General features: G+C 62.0%; 15 protein-coding genes and 1 tRNA gene. 11 read left to right on the forward strand and 5 right to left on the reverse strand.

All coding sequences use genetic code 11. The features are described from left to right. The first annotated feature begins 140 nt into the window (after positions 1–140). Together O4H62_RS06745 and O4H62_RS06750 are read left to right on the forward strand one after the other, a co-directional pair. Positions 141–458 (forward strand): PilZ domain-containing protein, encoded by a 318-nt coding sequence (locus O4H62_RS06745; RefSeq protein WP_269386499.1) that lies wholly within the window; start codon positions 141–143, stop codon positions 456–458. Positions 459–563: 105 nt separating this feature from the next. Next, a complete protein-coding gene (locus O4H62_RS06750; protein WP_269386501.1) occupies positions 564–1,550 on the forward strand; it encodes an alpha/beta hydrolase in 987 nt (328 codons plus the stop codon). A gap of 23 nt (positions 1,551–1,573) precedes the next feature. Here the strand turns inward: O4H62_RS06750 and ilvA are convergent, their stop codons facing one another. Continuing rightward, positions 1,574–2,848: a threonine ammonia-lyase IlvA gene (gene ilvA / locus O4H62_RS06755; RefSeq protein ID WP_269386503.1), complete on the reverse strand. Its 1,275-nt coding sequence runs from the start codon at positions 2,846–2,848 to the stop codon at positions 1,574–1,576. A gap of 64 nt (positions 2,849–2,912) precedes the next feature. On the opposite strand from ilvA, the gene O4H62_RS06760 reads away from it, so the two are divergent. Continuing rightward, the gene (locus O4H62_RS06760) at positions 2,913–4,367 is read left to right on the forward strand and encodes a TrkH family potassium uptake protein (RefSeq protein WP_269386504.1); all 1,455 of its coding nucleotides are present in this window, start codon (positions 2,913–2,915) and stop codon (positions 4,365–4,367) included. A gap of 201 nt (positions 4,368–4,568) precedes the next feature. Then, positions 4,569–5,954 carry a methyl-accepting chemotaxis protein gene (locus O4H62_RS06765; RefSeq protein ID WP_269386506.1) on the forward strand — a complete coding sequence of 462 codons (1,386 nt, stop codon included), beginning with the start codon at positions 4,569–4,571 and terminating at the stop codon, positions 5,952–5,954. A gap of 135 nt (positions 5,955–6,089) precedes the next feature. Here the strand turns inward: O4H62_RS06765 and O4H62_RS06770 are convergent. Continuing rightward, positions 6,090–6,176: transfer RNA gene (locus O4H62_RS06770), tRNA-Leu, on the reverse strand. A gap of 141 nt (positions 6,177–6,317) precedes the next feature. After that, positions 6,318–6,917, reverse strand: coding sequence for an NAD(P)H:quinone oxidoreductase type IV (wrbA, locus tag O4H62_RS06775; RefSeq protein WP_269386507.1), 600 nt, complete (start codon positions 6,915–6,917; stop codon positions 6,318–6,320). 189 nt (positions 6,918–7,106) lie between these two features. Between wrbA and O4H62_RS06780 the strand changes: the two genes are divergently transcribed. Together O4H62_RS06780 and O4H62_RS06785 are read left to right on the forward strand one after the other, a co-directional pair. Beyond that, positions 7,107–7,868, forward strand: a complete 762-nt coding sequence (locus O4H62_RS06780) for a competence/damage-inducible protein A (RefSeq protein ID WP_269386508.1) — start codon at positions 7,107–7,109, stop codon at positions 7,866–7,868. An 83-nt stretch (positions 7,869–7,951) separates the two neighbouring features. Beyond that, positions 7,952–8,794 (forward strand): universal stress protein, encoded by an 843-nt coding sequence (locus O4H62_RS06785; protein WP_269386509.1) that lies wholly within the window; start codon positions 7,952–7,954, stop codon positions 8,792–8,794. Between the two features lie 45 nt (positions 8,795–8,839). Here O4H62_RS06785 and O4H62_RS06790 read toward each other — a convergent pair whose 3' ends face one another. Continuing rightward, positions 8,840–9,436: a LysE family translocator gene (locus O4H62_RS06790; RefSeq protein WP_269386510.1), complete on the reverse strand. Its 597-nt coding sequence runs from the start codon at positions 9,434–9,436 to the stop codon at positions 8,840–8,842. 200 nt (positions 9,437–9,636) lie between these two features. Between O4H62_RS06790 and gpt the strand changes: the two genes are divergently transcribed. The 5 genes from gpt to O4H62_RS06815 all read left to right on the forward strand — a co-directional run bounded on the left by gpt (position 9,637) and on the right by O4H62_RS06815 (position 17,753). Continuing rightward, positions 9,637–10,134, forward strand: coding sequence for a xanthine phosphoribosyltransferase (gene gpt, locus O4H62_RS06795; protein WP_269386512.1), 498 nt, complete (start codon positions 9,637–9,639; stop codon positions 10,132–10,134). Positions 10,135–10,439: 305 nt separating this feature from the next. Next, positions 10,440–10,775, forward strand: coding sequence for a hypothetical protein (locus tag O4H62_RS06800; RefSeq protein ID WP_269386513.1), 336 nt, complete (start codon positions 10,440–10,442; stop codon positions 10,773–10,775). Then, positions 10,772–12,475 carry a methyl-accepting chemotaxis protein gene (locus O4H62_RS06805; RefSeq protein ID WP_269386514.1) on the forward strand — a complete coding sequence of 568 codons (1,704 nt, stop codon included), beginning with the start codon at positions 10,772–10,774 and terminating at the stop codon, positions 12,473–12,475. The genes O4H62_RS06800 and O4H62_RS06805 overlap by 4 nt, the downstream gene beginning before the upstream one ends. Positions 12,476–12,734: 259 nt before the next feature. After that, positions 12,735–13,235, forward strand: a complete 501-nt coding sequence (locus O4H62_RS06810) for an NUDIX hydrolase (RefSeq protein ID WP_269386515.1) — start codon at positions 12,735–12,737, stop codon at positions 13,233–13,235. 717 nt (positions 13,236–13,952) lie between these two features. Continuing rightward, entirely contained in the window at positions 13,953–17,753 is a 3,801-nt protein-coding gene (locus O4H62_RS06815) for a vitamin B12-dependent ribonucleotide reductase (RefSeq protein WP_269386516.1), read from the forward strand. Between the two features lie 382 nt (positions 17,754–18,135). On the opposite strand, the gene O4H62_RS06820 is transcribed toward O4H62_RS06815, so the two are convergent. Next, complete coding sequence (locus tag O4H62_RS06820; RefSeq protein WP_269386517.1) at positions 18,136–18,423, reverse strand: GIY-YIG nuclease family protein; 288 nt, start codon at positions 18,421–18,423, stop codon at positions 18,136–18,138. Between the last annotated feature and the right edge of the window lie 867 nt (positions 18,424–19,290).

A 19,290-nucleotide genomic window follows, 5' to 3' on the forward strand; every position in this document is an offset into this window, starting at 1 on the left:
GCCGGGAGGATAGGGGCGCGCTCCGCGCCTTCCCGCCTCCCGCTTCATCACAACAGGGAGTTCAATCCGTCCTCGTCTTAGCAATTTGATTACCGCCGGATGCGAGACTGCGCGCTCAGTCAGCGAGGAAACAGATTGCAATGACGGGTTTGACCGGCCGCGCCTTGAAGCGGGACAAGACTAGGGTGAAGGCGAAAATCGACTGCATGGGGCAGAAGACCACCGGCGCCGTTATCGATCTCTCCCAGCAGGGAATCTGCCTGCAGCTTGATGCCGGCATCCCCATGGCACGCGGCGACAAGATCCACGTCGAGACCGAGGAAATGGGCCTGCTCATCGGAACGATCCGCTGGATCCGCGGACCGCGCATTGGCGCGGCCCTGGTGCTGACCTCCAACAACCGCGCCAAGGTTGAAAGCTACTACAAGATGTTCCTGCACAACCGCCAGCCGGCATGACTGCGGAGACGGCAGGCCTGTCTTGCACCCCAACCACCGGCAATCTAAGCTAACCTCAGCAGACGGCGACACGCCGACGAAGACCGGGCAGGCAGGGCATTTTCCATGGCCAAGACCATAACGAGGACGCGCATGGTGCTCTATTTTCTTGGCCTGCTGCTCCTCGCCGGCGCAGCGGCCTTCGTGCTGGGCCCGAGGCCCCAGGCTGACGCTAGCGTCAGCTTCGACGAAACCACGCTGCCCGACGATCTCGAAACCTATCTCGACGAGTCCGAATCGCGGTTTGCCGACCTGCGGCCCGCCAATGAGCGGCAGATCATCTGGGCCTACCCGGCGTCCCGCGCCCGCACGCCGCTGGCGATCGTCTATATCCACGGCTTCTCCGCCAGCCCCGGCGAATTGCGCCCGTTGCCCGATCTCGTCGCCAAAGAGCTTGGCGCCAACCTCTACTATGCCCGCCTCAAGGGTCATGGCCGCAGTGGTGACGCCATGCTCGAGGGGTCGGTGCACGGCTGGGTCAACGACTTCGCCGAGGCCGTCGCCATCGGGCGCAGGCTGGGCGAACGCGTCGTGGTGATGGCGACGTCGACCGGCGCATCGCTCGCCACCTGGGCTGCAACCCGGCCGGAGCTGATGCGCGATGTGGCGGGGTTGGTGCAGGTCTCGCCGAATTACGGAATCCAGGCCGCCGGTTCGGGCATGCTGACCATGCCATGGGCGAAACAGATGCTGCGGCTGATCGTCGGCGAACGCCGCTCGTTCGTCCCCAGGAACGATCTTCATGCGCAATTCTGGACCTACGAGTACCCGAGCGCCGCCCTGCTTCCGATGGCGGCGCTGGTCGATCTTGCCGATGCCACGGATCCGCAAAGCATCAAGGTTCCCTCGCTGTTCGTCTATTCGCCGCTGGACCAGGTTATCCGCCCGGAACTGGCCAAGGCGAAGGCCGGCAACTGGGGCGGTCCGGCCACCATCATCGAGGTCACCGACGACGGTGACCCGAGCCACCACGTCATTGCCGGGGCTGCGCTTTCGCCCTCCACCACCGAGAGACTGGCGGCCGAAACGGCCCGATGGATCGCAGGCCTCTGAACCCGCGCCACACTGCCCTATCCTCAGATCACCAGGTTGGCGATGATCTCGTTATCGGTGATATCCTGATAACTCAGGCCAGCCCGGTCAAACGCCTCCACCAGGCGCAGGAAGTTGTCCGGCGAACCTGTCTCGATGCCAATCAGGATGGAGCCAAAATTGCGGGCGGATTTCTTCAGGTACTCGAACCGGGCAATATCGTCTTCCGGGCCCAGCAGGGACAGCAGGTCCCGCAGCGCTCCCGGACGCTGCGGCAGGCGCAGGATGAAATATTTCTTCGTGCCCGCGTACCGCATGGCCCGTTCCTTGACGTCGGGCAGCCGCTCGAAATCGAAATTGCCGCCGGAGACCACCGCCACCACCGTCTTGCCGGCCAGCTTGTCCGGCCCCAGGGCCTCGAGTGCCGAGATCGACAAGGCGCCGGCCGGCTCAAGCACAATGCCCTCGGTGTTGAGGATCCGCGTCATGGTCAGGCAGATGGCGTTTTCCGGCACGGTCATCACCTGGTCGGGCCGGAACCGCTTGAGGATCTCGAAGTTGCGCTCGCCGATTTCGGCCACCGCGGCGCCATCGACAAAATTGTCGATCCTGCCGAGCTTGACCCGGTGGCCGGCGCCAAGGCTTTCCTTCAGGCTCGGGGCCCCCGCCGGCTCGACCAGCAGGAAGTTGTCCGTATCGACCCGGCCTTCAAGATAGCGCGCTATTCCGGCGGAAAGACCGCCGCCGCCGACCGGCAGCACGATCAGATCGGGCGCTTCGCCCTCCGGCAGCTGGGCTGAGAATTCCGCGGCAACGCTCGCCTGCCCCTCGATGATGTCATCATGGTCGAACGGCGGCGTCATCAATGCGCCCTCGGCCGCGGCGAACTCCCGCGCCGCGTCGTAACAGGCATCGAAGAAATCGCCGGTCAGACGGATTTCGATGAACTCGCCGCCGAAGACCCGCGTCTTGTCGATCTTCTGCTGCGGCGTCGTCACCGGCATGAACACGACGCCCTTGCGACCGAAATGCCGGCACACATAGGCAAATCCCTGGGCGTGATTTCCCGCCGACGCGCAAACGAACAGGCTCTGTTGCGGATTTGCCACCAGAGCCTTGCGGATGAAATTGAACGCGCCCCGGATCTTGTAGGACCTGACCGGAGACAAATCCTCCCGCTTGAGCCAGATCCGCGCGCCAAATCGCGCCGACAGATGATCATTGAGCTGCAACGGCGTTTCCGCAAACAGCGCCCGCATCTCGGCAAGAGCGCTGTCGACGGAACGGCGGAAGGCATCGGGAGATTGTTTTTCGGTCATGACGGGTCTATGCCACGGGAACCTGCCGGTTGCCAACCGGATCCGGTTTTTGAGAGGGCAAGGGGTGCACGGTCTAACCATCAGATACGCGATCTTCATCGCATCCATGACGGGACTGTATCTTTCAGTGGCCATGCTGGTTCCGGCCGCTCTCGACCTCTACAACGGAAATCCCGACTGGATGGTGTTCACCGCCGCAGCCTTTTCGGTCGGCGCGGTCTGCCTCGCCTCGGCAACCGCCAATCGCGGTTCGGCCGCACCGTTTTCGCGGCGCATGGGATTTCTTCTGGTCAATTTGTTGTGGCTGACGCTTTCGGTGACAGGAGCCGTTCCGCTCTACCTTTCAGGCCTTGGGCTAGACATGGCCGACGCGCTGTTTGAATCGGTGTCCGCTGTCACCACCACCGGTTCAACTGTGATTGCCGGTCTTGATTCGGCCCCGCCCGGCCTGCTTCTATGGCGCTCGATGCTGCAATGGTTCGGCGGCATCGGCATTGTCGCGATGGGGCTTCTGGTGCTGCCGTTCCTCAAGGTCGGCGGCTTCACCGTATTCAAGATCGAATCTTCCGACACCTCCGAGAAGCCCTTCGCCCGCTTTGCCGTTTTCGTGCGCGCCTTTTTCGCTATCTACATCGGGCTGACCTTGGCCTGCGCCATTCTGTACGCAATATTCGGAATGAGCGGGTTCGACGCCGTCAACCATGCCATGACCACGATAGCCACCGGCGGCTTTTCGACCCATGACGCGTCATTCGGCGCATTCGATTCCCTTGCGCTGATCTGGACGTCGACACTGTTCATGGCGCTTGCTGGCCTTCCCTTTTCGGTCATGATCCTGTTTGCCGTGCGCGGCAGGCTCGATGCCTTGCGCGATCCGCAGATCGTTGCCTATATCGGCCTGATAGTGGTTCTCTCCATCATCGTCGCACTCAGCCTGCGGCTGAGCCAGGGCGAGAGTTTCGCCTACGCGCTGACCCATGCCGCGTTCAACATCGTTTCAGTTGTCACCACCACCGGCTTCGCCAGCAGCGACTACACGCTCTGGGGGCCGTTCGTCATCGTGATTTTCTTTGTCGCCACGTTCCTGGGTGGCTGCTCCGGATCGACCTCCGGCGGCATCAAGGCATACCGGCTGGTGATCATTTTCGGCTCAATCCGTTCCGGTCTCCTGCGGTTGATTTATCCCAACAGTGTCCGTCCGGTTCGATACGGCACTGTTGCCGTCGATTCGGAGATGCAGCGAACTGTGTTTCTGTTCGTCTGCGCCTATATCGGGATCTGGGCGCTGGGTTCGATGGCTCTGGCCGCCACTGGCCTTGATGTCGAAACCGCCATCTCCGGATCGATCACTGCGCTCGCCAATGTAGGCCCGGGCATCGGACCGGTGATCGGACCGTCCGGCAACTTCAGTTCTGTCGGGGATCCAGCAAAGATCATCCTGATTTTCCTGATGCTGATGGGACGGCTGGAAATACTGGCGGTTCTTGTTCTGCTGATGCCCGCTTTCTGGCGCGAATAGTGGCATCGGGACTGTATTAGAGCTAAATTATCCAAAGCTTAACCAAGATCTGATTTTCTTCACCAAGCTGGAGGACAGAATCGCATGCACGCTTTGCAGGTTTCCTATCCCGATCAACCGGATACTCTCACGGATGAAGGATCAGATGAAGCTCACATCTTGACGCCCCCCGCGGAAGATCAGGCCAGACTCGAGCGAGCCATGAACGTGATCGGTTCGCAGATCGGTGAATTGTCGGTCAATATTGCCGATACCAGTGGCATGGTCGGCGACGTTTCCAGTTCGATGTCGCGCCAGGCCGAGGAATTCCACTCGCTCACCCGCGACATTTCGATGATTGCCAGGTCGAACCAGACCGTGGCCGACGCCTCCCGCGGCGCGATCGAGGCCGCCAGGACCACCCAGGCGGGTCTCGACACCACCACGCAAAGCGTCAACGGCATTCTTGTCAACGCGGTCTCCGACATCAAGTCCATGGCGACCAACGCCACGGAGATCACCGGCGTTCTCAACTCCGTCTCCGGGCAGATCAAGGAAATCCACTCGTTTTCGGAATCGATCCAGGGCATTGCCACACAGACCCAGTTGCTCGCCGTCAATGCCGGCATCATGGCGGCCCATGCGGGCGAGGCAGGGCGCGGATTTGCCGTTGTCGCCGACGCGGTCAAGCAGCTGGCCGACAAGACCGGCACCGTCTCGCGTGACATTGTCTCCCGGCTCGAAGCCCTGCGCTCGATTGTCGACAAGCTGCAGAAGCAGAACGCCGACAACGAGATGGTGGCGACCGCAGCGCACCAGCGCTCCACTGAAATAGACGAGGAATTGCAGAAATTCACCGGCTTCAGCCAGACCGTGGCGGGAATGATCAGTGAAATCGAACGGATCAGCGATCCGGTCGAAGAGACCACACGAGCCTGCTCGACAGTCCTTGCCAAGGTTTCGGATCTCGACAAGCAGGTGCACTTGAGCGCCGACATGCTGACAGCGGCCAGCGCCAAGATCGACCGCCTGGTGTCCTTCTCCGAGGACGTCATCGGCGAGGTCGCCGAGAGCGGCATCGAGACCGAGGACACGCCGCTCATCCGCCATTGCATGGCCAAGGCCGAGGAAGTCGCCTCGCTCTTCGAACAGGCTGTCCGGTCCGGCGCCATGTCGCTCTCGGATCTGTTTGACGAAAACTACACGCCCATCGCCGGAACCGATCCGCAGCAGCACATGACGCGGTTCACCAGCCACACCGACCGCCTGCTGCCGCCCATCCAGGAGGCGATGCTGGAATTTGATCCGCGCGTCACCTTCTGCGCCGCGATCGACCGCAACGGCTACCTGCCCACCCACAACAAGATCTATTCGCAGCCGCAGAGTTCCGATCCCGTCTGGAACGCCGGCAACTGCCGCAACCGCCGCATCTTCAACGACCGCACCGGGCTTGCGGCCGGCCGCAACACCAAGCCGTTCCTGCTGCAGACCTACCGGCGCGACATGGGCGGCGGGAATTTCGTGCTGATGAAGGACCTCTCCGCGCCGATCGTGGTCAACGGACGCCACTGGGGCGGCCTCCGCATCGGCTTCAAGATCGCCGTTTGAACGAACTGCACAAGCTCGAAAAAGCGACAGATTGCGCAAAATCCGGAACATCTGGACGAAGGCCCATCAAACCGACAAAGCGGATATCGATCGCCAATAGACCAGACGCGAGCGAATGATCCATATCAGCCGGAATGGTGCGGACGACGGGAATCGAACCCGTACAGCCTTGCGGCCGAGGGATTTTAAGTCCCTTGCGTCTACCAGTTTCGCCACGTCCGCACGTCAGCTAGTCGGTACCGGACGATCCGCATGCAGGCAAGGGTTCCGGCGCGGTTTGCGCAAAAAACAGGGACACCCCGCTGTCACCGACAACGGGGCGTCTTGGTACGGAGCCGGCAAACCAGGCTGCCGTCAGTCCTGTCAGGCGACAAGCTTGGCCGTGATTTCAGCAACCCGCTTGCCCTGGAATTCCGCGCCTTCAAGCTCCTGTGCCGAGGGCATCCGCGATCCATCGCCATTGCTGGTCGTTGTCATGCCGTAGGGCGAACCGCCACGGACCACGTCATTGCCCATCTGGTCCTGGTAGGCGTAGGACAACGGCACGATGATCATGCCGTGGTGCTGCAGGGCCGCCTGGGTGCTGACAATCGCCAGTTCCGCGCCACCGTGCTGCGTCCCCGTCGACACCATCACCGAAGCGACCTTGTTGATGAGCTTGCCTTCCGCCCACAGCGGACCGGTCTGGTCGAGGAAGTTTTTCAGCTGTGACGACATCATGCCGTAACGGGTCGAGACACCGAAGATGATCGCGTCGTAGTCGGCCAGATCAAGCGGATCGGCGATCGCGGCTTCCTGGTCCAGCTTGTAGTGCGCAGCCTTGGCTACCGCCTCCGGCACCAGTTCAGGCACGCGCTTGATTGTCACGTCCGCTCCGGCCGCCGCCGCGCCCTTCGCAGCCGCCTGCGCCATGGCCTCCATGTGGCCCCAGCTCGAGTAGTAAAGCACCAGTACCTTCGCCATAATCGTCTCCTTGTTTGTGTCGCCGCCCGAAGCGGCCGATGCCCGAGAGATAGGCGTTTTATTGTTCATCGAAACCCGTAAAATGCAGCACGGATTGTTCACAGTCTGAAGCGATCCGAAACATAACGCGCCCTTGCGCAAACCCAGAGATCAGGTCTATTCAAGTCGATTTCGCCAAGGAGCACGACCATGAGCGACGCCCGTACCGTTACCGCCGCAGCGCTCGCCATCGGCGACGAACTGCTGTCAGGCCGCACCAGGGACAAGAACATCGGCCATCTGGCCGAACTGCTCACCGCCGCCGGCATCGATCTCGAGGAGGTCCGCATCGTGCCGGACGATCAGGACCGGATCGTCGAAGCACTCAATGCGCTGAGAAACCGCTACGATTACGTGTTCACCTCCGGCGGCATCGGCCCTACGCATGATGATATCACCGCCGATGCCGTGGCGGCGGCCTTTGGCGTCGCCTGCACCCATGACGCCGACGCGCTGGCGCTGCTGGGCGCGCACTATGCCGAGCGCGGCCTGGAATTCACCGAGGCCCGGCGCCGCATGGCCAGGATGCCGGTCGGCAGCCGCCACATCGACAACCCGGTCAGCCGTGCGCCGGGATTCGTCATCGGCAACGTTCACGTCATGGCCGGCGTTCCGTCCGTCTTCCAGGCCATGCTGGACAATGTGCTGCCGACATTGAGCACGGGAGTGAAGATCCTATCCGAGAAGGTCAGTTGCCCGTTCGGAGAGGGCGATATCGGCGATCCGCTGAGCGCCATCGCCAAGGCCCATCCCGAGGTCAACATCGGCTCCTATCCGCGTTTTACAGGCGACAGTTTTTCCACAGAGATCGTCATCCGCGGCCGCAGGCAGAGCGCAATCGATGCGGCCAGGGCCGATGTCGAGGCGATGCTCGCAAATGTCGCTTCCAAGCTCGGCGCCAGGACCGTTTGATAAGGATCAATGCGTCCGCACTGCGTGCACAGCATGATGTCTCCATAGACGCATTTTTCGCGCCGTTCAGAGGAGACTTCATTATGGCCTATCATACGATCCTTGCCGTCTACGCAACACTGGCTGACGTGGCGCCGGTCACTTCGGCCATTGCGGGCTTCGCGGCAGGCACGGACGTGCATCTGATCGGCTGCCACGGGGAACCGTCCCAGTTCGTCGTCCTGTCGGCTCCGATCGATGTCCCCGACGCGGCCACCATCGCCGCGCTCTACGAACAGGCCGATGTCCGCATGCGCGAAGTCGGCGAAGCCTTCGACAAGGCCTGCGAAGCCGAAGGTCTGTCGCACGAGTGGCGTCCAGTGCGCTCGCCCGGCGGCGACAGCGCGATTTCCGCCCTTGTCAGCGCCCGCTCCGCCGACCTGGTGGTCGTGCGCCAACCCGACCGCGCGGCCAACGAGGACATGGCCACCAATGTCGAGGCGCTGCTGTTCGAAGGCGGGCGTCCGGTTCTGTTTCTGCCGTCGAGCGGCAAGCTGGCAACGCCGATCAAGCGCATTGTCGTTGCCTGGGACGGATCCCGCGAGGCCGCCCGCGCCACCCACGACGCGCTGCCCCTGCTCAAGGCGGCCGAAGCCGTCGAAATCGTCATTGTCGACCCCGACAAGCTGCCCGACATCGATGCACCGCTCGCCGGCACTGATATCGCAAGCTGCCTGTCGCGGCACGGCATCCATGTCAATGTCACGACCGTTTCCAAGGGATCGGGTTCGACCGCCGAGGCCATTTCGGTCCAGGTCACTGCCAGCAATGCGGACCTTGTGGTGATGGGCGCATACACCCATCAGCGTCTCCGGGAATGGCTGTTCGGCGGCGTCACCAGGGCGTTCCTGGAAAACTCCCCGGTTCCGGTTCTGATGTCACGATGATCTGACCATTCCGGTCTGGCGTGCGGTGCAGCACCGCCGCACGCCCTATTTCAACAGCATCCACAGCGCCACGCCGGCCAGCAGAAGAGCAAAACCGCGGTTGAGCCATCGTGCGTAGCCCTCATTTCGGAACAGCCGCCCCAGCGCATCTCCGGCAAGCGTCCACAGCAGAAAAGCCAGGAAGTTGTTCAACGTGAACACCAGCGCAATCATCGCGATGTGATCATACTCGCCGGTGACAACGAGCCCGCCGAACTGGGAATACATCAGCAGGATGATCAAATAGGCTTTCGGGTTGAGGATCAGAAGCCAGACCCCGTCAAGAAAACCCGCTCCCCGGACGGACGATCCCGTATCTGCCCGACCGGAAGTCGCCATCCGCCAGGCCAGCCAGAGCACGTAGAGGGATCCGGCGGTCTTCAGGATGAAGAACAGCCGCGAACCGGGATCAAGTACCGAAACAAACCCTGCACCAATGCATCCCGTCACCAGCAGCGTGGCAATATGATAGCCCGCATTGGCAGGGAGCGTTGCAGCCATGCCGAACCGGGCGCCTAGTGCCGCGAAGAACATGTTTCCCGGACCGGGACTGTAGGCCAGTGGCAACAGGAACGCCAACAGCGGAAAAATCAGTGAGTTCATCGGGACAACTCCTCCAGTTGGGAGTGTTGATCCTTGCGCGCGGCCCCGTGTTGCCGCCACCCGATTCCATCCAGACTGACGACAATGGTTCATAGTTGCGCCGGCTGGCTTGCATTCGCCAGGAGATTCCGGCTATTTGCCGCGCTTGGATCATCAAACGGCAGCCACTGCGGCTGCCATCTCACTCGAGGAAGCCAGCCATGTCTCTTCCAGACAAAGCCTTTCCGGTCTCATGGGACCAGTTCCACCGTGACGCGCGCGCGCTTGCATGGCGGTTGAGCGGAAGCGGGCAAGTCTGGAACGCGATCGTCTGCATTACCCGCGGCGGGCTTGTTCCGGCTGCCATCATTTCCCGCGAACTCGACATCCGCCGCATCGATACCGTCTCGGTTGCCTCCTATCATGATTATGTCAATCAGGGCGAAATGCAGGTCCTCAAGGAAATCAATTCGGATATCCTGGAAACAGAGGGCGAAGGCGTCCTCATTGTCGATGACCTGACCGACACCGGAAAGACAGCGGCAATCGTCCGGGCGATGCTGCCCAAAGCCCACTTTGCCACCGTTTATGCCAAGCCGAAGGGCCGGCCACTGGTCGACACCTTCGTCACCGAAGTCAGTCAGGACACCTGGATCTACTTCCCCTGGGACATGGGCTTTGCCTATGTCGAACCGATCGCCAAGGACTCCCGCGGCTGATCTGCCCCCGGCTTGCGGCCGGGCGCAACTCGAAAGCGGCTCCGGCGCGCTTGCTCGACTGGCTGGTTTGAGCACACCCTCCCCCGATCCATTCTCCGGCGGATGACGGCAGCAGCATTGCGCTGATTCCGTTTCAGCCGTCGACTTGGCCGACCTCAGAATTTGGAAGGGCAGCATTAACCGTCCCTTACACATATGTGTAACATTATAGGGCGACCATTAATGATCCCCGGCTGGAATGATATCAGCTTGTCAAAGCCCGTGACGGGCATGCACCGCAGCCAATCGGCATATCATTCACCACCATGCGACAATCCGCGCCAGATTCCGGCAATACGTTCAGGCAGTGCCGCATCGTCGGTATGAACCTCGCTGTGATCCTTGTCGTTCTCTCCGCGGCCGCGATCGTTCCGCGCAACGGCAAGGCATTGGTGATTGTTTCCCCCTGGAGTGACCCCGGGCGGGTCATCGAGGTCATTGCCGACGCCGGTGGATCGGTCATGAACGGCACCGGCGCGCCCTATGCCGCGATCGCCCATTCCGATGAACCCGGGTTCGCCTTCCGCCTTTTTAAATCCGGCGCAATGCTGGTCCTCGACGGTAGTCTCGCTTTCTTTTGCAGGAGTAATTTTTCGCCATGAACTACATGACCTCGCTCCGTACCCGCGCAGCCATCGCTATCGTTTCGCTGCTTTGGATCAACCTCGGCATGATGATCCTGCGTTACCTCTGGGGCATGCAAGCCGACCCCGTCGTCGTGCTGGGCGGCGGCGCAGCCATCGCCGCTGCTGCCACCCTGACATGGTGGCGTGACCGGACCGGCACGGCAACGCAGATCTCCACGGCACTGGCGCACGCGGCAAGCGTTGCGCTTCTTGTCTATGCGTTCTCCGGCTCTCCACTGCAGATCGACATGCACATGTACTTCTTCGCCAGCCTGGCGATCTGCGCATCCTGGGTCAACTGGCAGCCGATTCTGGCCTTTGCCGGCCTGACGGCGGTGCACCATCTGGCGCTGTTCTTCCTGATCCCGGCGGCCGTTTTTCCCGGTGAGACCGATTTCAGCCGCGTCGTATTGCACGCGGTCATCCTGATCCTCGAGGCCGGCGCACTGGTGGCTTTGGGCCACTCGCTGGCAAGCGCCTTCGCCCAGAACGACGAGGCGATGCGCGAAACCGAAATCGCCAACCGGCAGGCCGGTGAAATGTCGCGCAAAGCCGAGGCGGCACAGCAGCAGAACCTCGAGGATGCAAGGAAACGCGAAGCCGAACGCGCGTCAGACACCGAGCGCCTGCAGTTTGCCATGCAATCGCTTGGCCGCGGGCTTCGCCAGCTGGCGGAAGGCGACCTCCGTTTCCGTCTCAACGACCGGTTCGACGATACGCTGGAAGTTCTCAGAAGCGATTTCAACTCCTCGATGGAATCGCTCGAGCAACTGGTGGCCGAACTTGGCGCTTCCGCGCGTCAGATAAGCGAAGGCTCCAACGGCGTCTGCGCCGATGCGGAGCGCATTTCGCAGCGCACCGAACAGCAGGCCGTATCGCTGGAAGAAACCGCCGCTGCAATCGGCCGCATCACCGAAAACGTCCAGACCGCGTCCAAGCGCGCCGGAGAGGCCGGAACCCTGGTCGACGAAGCGACGAAGAACGCCTCGGTTTCAGAACAGATCGTCTCCAAGGCCGTCAGCGCCATGACCGAGATCGAAGGCTCATCGCGCCAGATCGGCCAGATCATCACGGTGATCGACGAAATCGCCTTCCAGACCAATCTTCTGGCTCTCAATGCCGGCGTGGAAGCGGCGCGCGCCGGCGAGGCTGGCAAGGGCTTTGCGGTGGTGGCGCAGGAAGTGCGCGAACTGGCGCAGCGCTCGGCAAGTGCTGCCAAGGAAATCAACGCCCTGATCGAAACCTCGTCGACGCAGGTCAGCAGCGGCGTGACACTGGTCAACCAGACCGGCGAGGCTCTCCGGTCGATCGGCGAACAGGTCAAGCATATCAACGACTACATCGCCAAGATTGTCGACACGGCCCGCGAACAGGCAGCCGACATTTCCGAGATCAACTCGGCCGTCGTCAACATGGACCAGACAACCCAGCAGAACACCGCGCTGGTTGCCGACACCACGAAATCGATCCGCAACCTTGCGGTCGACGCCGACGGACTTGTCGCCAAGCTTGCCGTGTTCAGCGTCAATGAGCGCACCATGTCGACCCCTGCCCCGGCTGCCAGGGCCAGGCCCGCGGCTCCCGCCCCCCGGGCTGCGGCCAAGGCCGCAAAACCGGTCCGGCATGCAGGCGGTGGCGCCGCCGCCGCGGTGGCACAGGAATGGGACGAGTTCTGATCCCGCCGCGACCACGCGAGGTCTCCGGTCTCCGGAATATTGGCCTTGTGAAATGAAGCACTATATTGGGGACACAGCGCGCTGTGTCCCCTTTTTGGTTACGCTCGCTCCGGCAACCGCCGGTCCCACCGGGATTGCGACGGCGCCGTTCGGCGATCGGTGTGCCATTGCCGGCTGGACAGGCTCCGGCATCCGGCTACATGTATCAATTCGGTCATAAACCCATGAGAACATCGACCCAGGAGGCGATTCGCTCAACATGACGGCATTCGACAGGCTCAAACATCTGCTGGACCTGTTCAGGCTTCCCGACGAACCTCGGGCGGGACTGAAACAGAAATCCAGACGGCAATCGGCGGCTGCTGTTTTCCGCGGCTCCGGCGATGAGCGTGAGCTGTTGCTGGTGACCAGCCGCGACACCGGCCGCTGGATCGTACCCAAGGGCTGGATCGAGGACGGTGAAGACGGCGCCGAGGCCGCGTTGCGGGAAACCTGGGAAGAAGCCGGCCTGATCGGCGAAGTCCTGCCGGGCGGCCCTGTCGGGCATTATCGCTACATCAAGCAAAGGCAGCGGCGCCGCGACGCCGTCTGCGATGTCGATGTCTATCTTCTCATGCTGCGCGAGGAACGCGACCAATGGCCGGAGCAGGGCCAGCGCCGGCGCAAATGGTTTCCGATCGCCACGGCCATCGGCCTGATCGGCGAAGACGGATTGAAGGAAGTCATTCGCGACGCCTTCCAGATTCTCAAGGCCGCGTGACGGCGCCGGCCGCAAAACAACGCCGGCCCCTCTTCCTTCACCAACCAGTCCTGGTCAAATATACATCTGGCAGCCTGGCCCTCCCGAAACTTGAGGCCGGATGATTACTTGACCTCGTCACCGATATAGGCAACCCCGCAAAGCAGAGCCTAAATGCTTGATTGATCACGCAACCTGGCTGACCTGAGTCGGGCATCACTCACCAGCCTGCCGCCTGTGGCGTTTCCTTTGCGTTTCTGCGGGCAATGGCCAAAGCGCCCAAACACGTTTTTGTCCTCGTTTTCCACAGTCGCCATCCACTAGATATGGTGTGCAAGAATCTGCCACCGACAACCCCTTGACGCATCCAGCCGAGTCGCTGCTTATAGGACAGACGTTGCGGCGGCAGCGCGGCTGGGATGTTACGAGGCCAGTCAAATCCCGACATTTTTCGGTTCAGAGCATCTTTCACCGTGGCTTCCGCGGTGCATTGAGGGCGCGCTTTGACACGGAAAAAGAAGCGGCGACCTGCCAAGAGGGGACTGGCATAAATGAGTTGTTAACACTATATTTAGTGTTTACAGCCAACCTACCCACAAGATAGAGGGTTCCCCACGCGGGAATCAAACGAGTGACCGAGTTGTGAAACTGGCTGTACAATGAGTGTGCGGCCTGCGGGGAAGATTTTGTCGTGACGCAAGAATGCGTTCGGCTGCGAATTCAAAAAAGAGGACGACAATGCGCATTGAACGCCGGTTCACCAAAGAGGGCCAATCAGCCTACGCGGATATCGAATTCCGCAAGGCCACCAGCGAGATCAGGAACCCTGACGGCTCGATCGTTTTCCGCCTCGCCGACATCGATGTGCCGGTACAGTTCAGCCAGGTCGCAGCCGACATCCTGGCGCAGAAATATTTCCGCAAGGCCGGCGTTCCCGCACGCCTGAAGAAGGTCGAGGAAAACTCGGTGCCGTCATGGCTGTGGCGTTCGGTCGCCGATGAAGAGGCCCTCGCCTCGCTTCCCGAGGACGAGCGCTACGGATCGGAAACCGATGCCCGCCAGGTCTTCGACCGGCTCGCCGGCACCTGGACCTACTGGGGCTGGAAGGGCGGCTACTTCACCAGCGAAGAAGACGCCCGCGCCTTCATGGACGAGCAGGCCTACATGCTCGCCACCCAGCGCGTCGCCCCCAACTCCCCGCAATGGTTCAACACCGGCCTGCACTGGGCCTACGGCATCGACGGCCCCGGCCAGGGCCATTTCTATGTCGATCCGTTCACCGGCAAGCTCACGAAGTCCAAGTCCTCCTACGAGCACCCGCAGCCGCATGCCTGCTTCATCCAGTCGGTCGAGGACGATCTCGTCAACGAGAACGGCATCATGGACCTGTGGGTGCGTGAAGCCCGCCTGTTCAAATACGGCTCCGGCACCGGCTCCAACTTCTCCCACCTGCGCGGCGAAGGCGAAAAGCTCTCGGGCGGCGGCAAGTCGTCGGGCCTGATGAGCTTCCTCAAGATCGGCGACCGCGCCGCCGGCGCCATCAAGTCGGGCGGCACCACCCGCCGTGCGGCCAAGATGGTCGTTGTCGACATCGATCACCCCGATATCGAGGCCTACATCAACTGGAAGGTCAAGGAAGAGCAGAAGGTCGCAGCCCTCGTCACCGGCTCGAAGATCGTCGCCGGCCACCTGAAAGCCATCATGAAGGCCTGCATGAACTGCGAGGCCGACAACGACGCCTGTTTCGACCCCAAGCAGAACCCGGCGCTGAAGCGCGAGATCAAGGCTGCCAAGAAGAACCAGGTGCCTGAAAACTACGTCAAGCGCGTCATCCAGTTTGCCCGTCAGGGCTACACCGACATCGAATTCAAGACCTACGACACCGACTGGGATTCGGAGGCCTACCTCACGGTTTCGGGCCAGAATTCCAACAACTCGGTCTCGATCAAGGACGACTTCCTGCAAGCCGTCGAAGCCGACGGCGACTGGAACCTGACCGCCCGCAAGGACGGCAAGGTAATGAAGACGCTGAAAGCCCGCGACCTGTGGGAACAGATCGGCCACGCCGCCTGGGCCTCGGCCGATCCGGGCCTGCACTACAACACCACCATGAACGACTGGCACACCTGCCCGGCGGCAGGCCCGATCCGCGCCTCCAACCCGTGCTCGGAATACATGTTCCTTGACGACACGGCCTGCAACCTGGCCTCGCTCAACCTGCTGCGCTTCAAGGACAAGGACACCAAGCGCATCAACATCGCCGATTACGAGCATGCCGTCCGGCTCTGGACCATCGTGCTCGAAGTCTCGGTGATGATGGCGCAGTTCCCCTCCCACCAGATTGCCGAGCTGTCCTACAAGTACCGCACGCTCGGCCTCGGCTTCGCCAATATCGGCGGCCTCTTGATGACCACCGGCATTCCCTACGATTCCAAGGAAGGCCGCGCCATCTGCGGCGCGCTGACCGCGATCATGACCGGCGTTGCCTATGCCACATCGGCTGAAATGGCCGGCGAGATCGGACCGTTTGCCGGTTACAAGGACAACAAGAAGAACATGCTGCGGGTGATCCGCAATCACCGCCGCGCAGCCCACGGCGAAATGACCGGCTATGAAGAGCTGTCGGTCAACCCGGTGGCGCTGATCCACGAGGATTGCCCCGATCAGGACCTGATCGCCCACGCAACGGCTGCCTGGGACAAGGCGCTCGAGCTCGGCCAGAAGCACGGCTTCCGCAACGCGCAGGCCACCGTGATCGCCCCGACCGGCACCATCGGCCTGGTGATGGACTGCGACACCACCGGCATCGAACCCGACTTCGCGCTGGTCAAGTTCAAGAAACTCGCCGGCGGCGGCTACTTCAAGATCATCAACAATGCCGTCCCCGAGGCGCTCCGCACGCTCGGTTATTCCGAAGCCCAGCTCGCCGAGATCGAGGCCTATGCCGTCGGTCACGGCAACATCAACCAGGCACCCGGCATCAACCCAGGCTCGCTCAAGGCCAAGGGCTTCACCGACACCCAGATCGAGGCGATCAACGGCGCCACCAAGGCGGCCTTCGACATCAAGTTCGTCTTCAACAAGTGGACGCTGGGCGACGACTTCTGCAAGGACGTGCTCGGCTTCACCGACGAGCAGATGAACGACTTCTCCTTCGACATGCTGTCCGCCATGGGCTTTGCAAAGAAGGACATCGAGGCCGCCAACATCCACGTCTGCGGCGCGATGACGCTCGAAGGCGCACCGCACCTCAAGGTCGAGCACTATCCGGTGTTCGATTGCGCCAACCCGTGCGGCAAGGTCGGCAAGCGCTACCTTTCGGTGGAGAGCCATATCCGCATGATGGCGGCCGCCCAGCCGTTCATCTCGGGCGCGATCTCGAAGACCATCAACATGCCCAACGACGCCACCGTCGATGACTGCAAGAGCGCCTACATGCTCTCGTGGAAGCTGGCGCTGAAGGCCAACGCGCTCTACCGCGACGGCTCGAAGCTCAGCCAGCCGCTCAATTCCTCACTGATCGAGGATGACGAGGACGAGGATGACGCAATCGAGGCGCTGGCGGCCATGCCCGCCGCCGCCCAGGCCGTCACCGTCACCGAGAAGATCGTCGAGCGCGTGGTCGAGCGGCTCTATCGCGACCGCGAGAAACTGCCGAACCGCCGCAAGGGCTACACCCAGAAAGCCGTCATCGGCGGCCACAAGGTCTACCTGCGCACCGGCGAGTTCGACGACGGCCGCCTCGGCGAGATCTTCATCGACATGCACAAGGAAGGTGCCGCCTTCCGCGCGATGATGAACAACTTCGCCATCGCCATCTCGCTCGGCCTGCAATACGGCGTGCCGTTGGAAGAATACGTGGAGGCCTTCACCTTCACCAAGTTCGAGCCGGCCGGTATGGTGCAGGGCAATGACGCGATCAAGAACGCCACCTCGATCCTCGACTACATCTTCCGCGAGTTGGCCGTCTCCTACCTGTCGCGCCACGACCTTGCCCATGTCGACACCTCCGACTTCGGCAACACCGCGCTCGGCAAGGGCATCTCGGAAGGCAAGGCGCAGCCCTTCTCCAAGGGCCTGACCCGCGGCGCCTCGCTGAAGGTCGTCACCGGCGCCGGTGCAGCCGGCACCGCCGAACCGAAAGGCCAGGCAGCGCCCGCCAAGGCAAGCCCCTCCGGCGCCTCGGTGATCACCGCCTCGTTCTCGTCGAAGACCACGTCGAGCAAGGCGTCGGGCAATCTCGCCGTCCGCGCCGAACCGGAAGCCATCGCCTCCGACGGCGGCGTCGCCTTCAAGCGTGACTACGAGGAACGCGCCGAGGAACTGGCCGTCGAGATCGAGTTGGAGGAAACCCTGTTCACCGACGAAGCCGCCGAGACCGCGGCCAACGCCAAGAAGCTCGAAGCCGACCGCCGCGCCAAGTCGATCATGCAGGGCTACACCGGCAACATGTGCACCGAATGCCAGAACTTCACCATGGTCAGGAACGGCACCTGCGAGAAGTGCGACACGTGTGGAAGTACGAGCGGGTGTAGCTGAGGCCGGATTGAATTGAAGAGATCAGCCCGGGGCGCAAGCTCCGGGCTGATTGCTTTCGATCGAGGCTTGCTCAATGCAAGAGGAAGCATCACGGAATGGATCCTCGGCTCGGGGGCCGAGGATGACGACCCAGAGATTGCTGCAATATGGCAGTGAAAGAGTCAGTCGAAAAGACAATGCAGGGTGCCTGCCAGAGAGAACGACAACAGAGCCTTCAAAAAGACATCCGCCGAACTCGGATGAATTTGAGACGGTACCCCCATCTTCGTCATCCTAGGGCCCCGACCCTAGGATCCATTCCGTGATGCCGCCCAATACGGCGCGCCATCGCAGGGCAGCGCTCCTGCCTCACCGCGCGAAACAAACGAACGGCCCTAACCCATCACCACCCGGTCCCGCGAAACAGCTCTGACCAGTCCGGATTGGTCTTCTCGATCAAGTCGATCTTCCATTGCCTTGGCCAGCGCTTGAGCGATTTCTCGCGCTGGATCGCGTCGCTGATGTCGAAATGCTCCTCATACCAGACCAGCCTGCGCACACCGTACCGGCTGGTAAAGCGAGAGCCGGTGCCAGCCACATGCTCCGGAATCCGCCGCCCCAGATCATTGGTCACGCCGATGTAGATCGTCCCGCCCTTTCGGCTGGCGAGCATGTAGACATAGCCAGTCATACGCGGATGATACCGCAGGTTGCAGCATCACGGAATGGATCCTCGGCTCGGAGGCCGAGGATGACGACGGTGAGAGGAAGCCGGGACGACGGACAAATTAGGGAACCAAGACAAGTGCAAATGCCTAAGGTGTGCAACGCTGACCGCCCCACACTCTTCGTCATCCTAGGGCCCCGACCCTAGGATCCATTCCGCGATGCCACAACGTCGCACGAACCACCGCTTGGCACGCGTCGGCAAGTCCCCCGCGTACAATCCCCTCCCTCACCATCTGACATTCCAACCACTTGCCCCAAAACCAGCCCAGTCTTTTCCCCACCCCACCCCCGCATGCGACACTGGCACTGCCTTTCGCCAGATCGGATGTTTCGGGGCCACGGACCCCGGGGCGGCGGGGGACGGTAGATCCGGTTCGTGCGGAGCCGAACCGCGGGGGCCGGAGGGATTGAGCAACGATCATCCCGGCGCACTGTCGAAGGATTGGCGCCGGTGCCGGTGACCCGGCTGACCCGTGTCAGCCACCGGCAAGCCCGCAAGATGCGATGGTCGCAGGACCTGAGCATGCTCCGGGCAGGACGGGTTCGGCGGCGCGGGCCGCCAAACGATGACAGCCGTCCGCGCGAGTGATCGCAATCAATTCAGGAACCACCCGGCGCCCGGAAGGCATCGGGTCCGACACCGGCGGGGTCAGCGCGAGCGAGCCAATGCCAACACCCTAGTATTCCATTCGGGCACGCCCGAGCGCCCCGCATTCCGGCCTGTCACAGACAGAACCCGGAACCCGGACTGATCAGACCGTCGGTGACATTGTCACGCGCGGTTATCGGCGTATGTGCAAGCGGTGCGGCGGCTCAACGGACCACGCCG

Origin of the sequence: Parahoeflea alexandrii (assembly GCF_027214025.1) — a bacterium.
Taxonomy (GTDB): Bacteria; Pseudomonadota; Alphaproteobacteria; order Rhizobiales; family Rhizobiaceae; genus Hoeflea; species Hoeflea alexandrii_A.